The sequence below is a fragment of the Phytohabitans kaempferiae genome (assembly GCF_042433955.1).
GTDB lineage: Bacteria > Actinomycetota > Actinomycetes > Mycobacteriales > Micromonosporaceae > Phytohabitans > Phytohabitans kaempferiae.
In genome coordinates this window covers 1-1729 of record NZ_JBHLUH010000038.1, presented here as the reverse complement: position 1 = coordinate 1729, position 1729 = coordinate 1, and the positions used below count along the sequence as shown (strand labels likewise).

At 66.6% G+C, this 1729-nt stretch carries 2 protein-coding genes; both read right to left on the bottom strand.

Features of this window, described 5'->3' with window-relative positions; translation table 11 throughout:
- Positions 1 to 87: 87 nt before the first annotated feature.
- Complete coding sequence (locus ACFFIA_RS18655) at positions 88 to 246, bottom strand: hypothetical protein (protein WP_377252691.1); 159 nt, start codon at positions 244 to 246, stop codon at positions 88 to 90.
- A 25-nt stretch (positions 247 to 271) separates the two neighbouring features.
- Positions 272 to 1564 (bottom strand): IS256 family transposase, encoded by a 1293-nt coding sequence (locus ACFFIA_RS18650; RefSeq protein WP_377252693.1) that lies wholly within the window; start codon positions 1562 to 1564, stop codon positions 272 to 274.
- Positions 1565 to 1729: the final 165 nt, after the last annotated feature.

The following is a 1729-nucleotide window of genomic DNA, read 5'->3' as shown; positions in this document are numbered from 1 at the left end:
TGTTCGGGGTGTCGGGCCGGGCGATGATGGCCGCGTTGATCGGCGGGCAGCGTGACCGAGCTTGTCAAGATGTCTGTGTAAGTTGATCTAGTTTTCTGGGATGTTGTTTTCGGTGTTGTGCGCGTCGTTGTCGGTGTTGGGCATGGTGGCGTTGATGGTGGCAAGGTCGTCTTCGGTGAGGGTGTCGAGGTAGGCGTCGAAGTCGGGGTGGTCGTGCGGCGGATGGTGGTTGTCCCAGGCTGTCATGGTGGTTCCGTTCACGGGGGCCGGATCAGGTGAGGTAGGGGCCGAGGCGGTCGGGGTAGGCCAGGGCGAGGGCGCCGAGGGCCTGTTTCCAGCCGAGCACGGTGGCGCCTTCGACGAGCCGTCCGGGGGCTTTGCGCTGGTTCGCGGGTAGCCCTGCCTCCTTGACGCGTTGGCGAGCGCGTTTGTCTTCGATGTCGCGGATGGCCAGCCACAGCAGCTTGGTCACCGCGTCGTCGTTGGGGAAGTGCCCCCGGTTCTTGATGATCTTGCGGAGCTGGTAGTTCAAGCTCTCGATGCTGTTCGTGGTGTAGATGATTTTGCGGAGTTCGGGTGGGAAGGCCAGGAACGGGATGAACCGCTCCCAGGCGTTCTCCCAGGTCGCGACGGTGGCCGGGTAGCGGCGGCCGAGGTCGGACCCGGCGAAGGCGAGCAGTTCGGTCTCGGCGGCCTCGACGGTCGGGGCGGTGTAGATCGGGCGCAACGCCGCGGCGACCTTCTTGCGGTCCTGGTAGGACACGAACCGCATCGCCGCCCGGATCAGATGCACCGTGCAGGTCTGCACCGTCGTGGACGGCCAGGTGGCCTCGATCGCCTCGGGGAACCCGGTCAGCCCGTCACAGCACACGATGAGCACGTCGCGCACGCCACGGTTACGCAGCTCGGCGCAGACCCCGGCCCAGAACTTCGCGCCCTCGGACGCCTGGACCCAGATGCCCAGCACGTGCTTGACCCCGTCGAGGTCCACGCCGACGGCGATGTGCGCGGCCCGGTTGCGGACCTGGTGCCCGTCGCGGACCTTCACCACGATCGCGTCGAGATAGATGATCGGGTAGATCTCCTCCAACGGCCGCGTCTGCCAGGCCTTGACCTCGTCCAGCACCGCATCGGTGATCTTCGAGATCGTCTCGTGGGACAGCTCCGTGCCCAGCGTGCGGGCCAGGTGGTGCTGGATGTCCCGTACCGTCATCCCACCCGCATACAGTGAGATGATCATGTCGTCGAGGCCGCCGGCGCGCCGGGCGCCCTTCGGGACCAGACGGGGCTCGAACGTCGAGGCCCGGTCCCGCGGCACCGCGAGAGGCACCTGACCGACCTCGGTCGACAGCGTCTTGGACGTGCTGCCGTTACGCGAGTTCGGGCTGCCCCGCCCGGCCGGATCGCCCTTCTCATAGCCGAGATGGTCGGTCAGCTCGGCCTGCAGCCCACGCTCCAGCACCGCCTTGATCATCTCCGGGAGGAAACCGCCCTCCCCGGTCAGCCGCAGGCCATCGTCGTCGACCCGCTCCATCAACCGGTCGAACAGACCCGCCTCGATCATGTCATTGACCGCGTCCCGAGCCGCCGACCCAACCTGCTGATCTTGTGCCATGGACACCTGTGTACTCCTTCATCAAGGGATCTTGTACACAGACCATCTGACACCCCCGGCCGCGTTGATCGGCGGGCAGCGTGACCCGCGGACCCTCGCGGAGCTTGCCCGTTC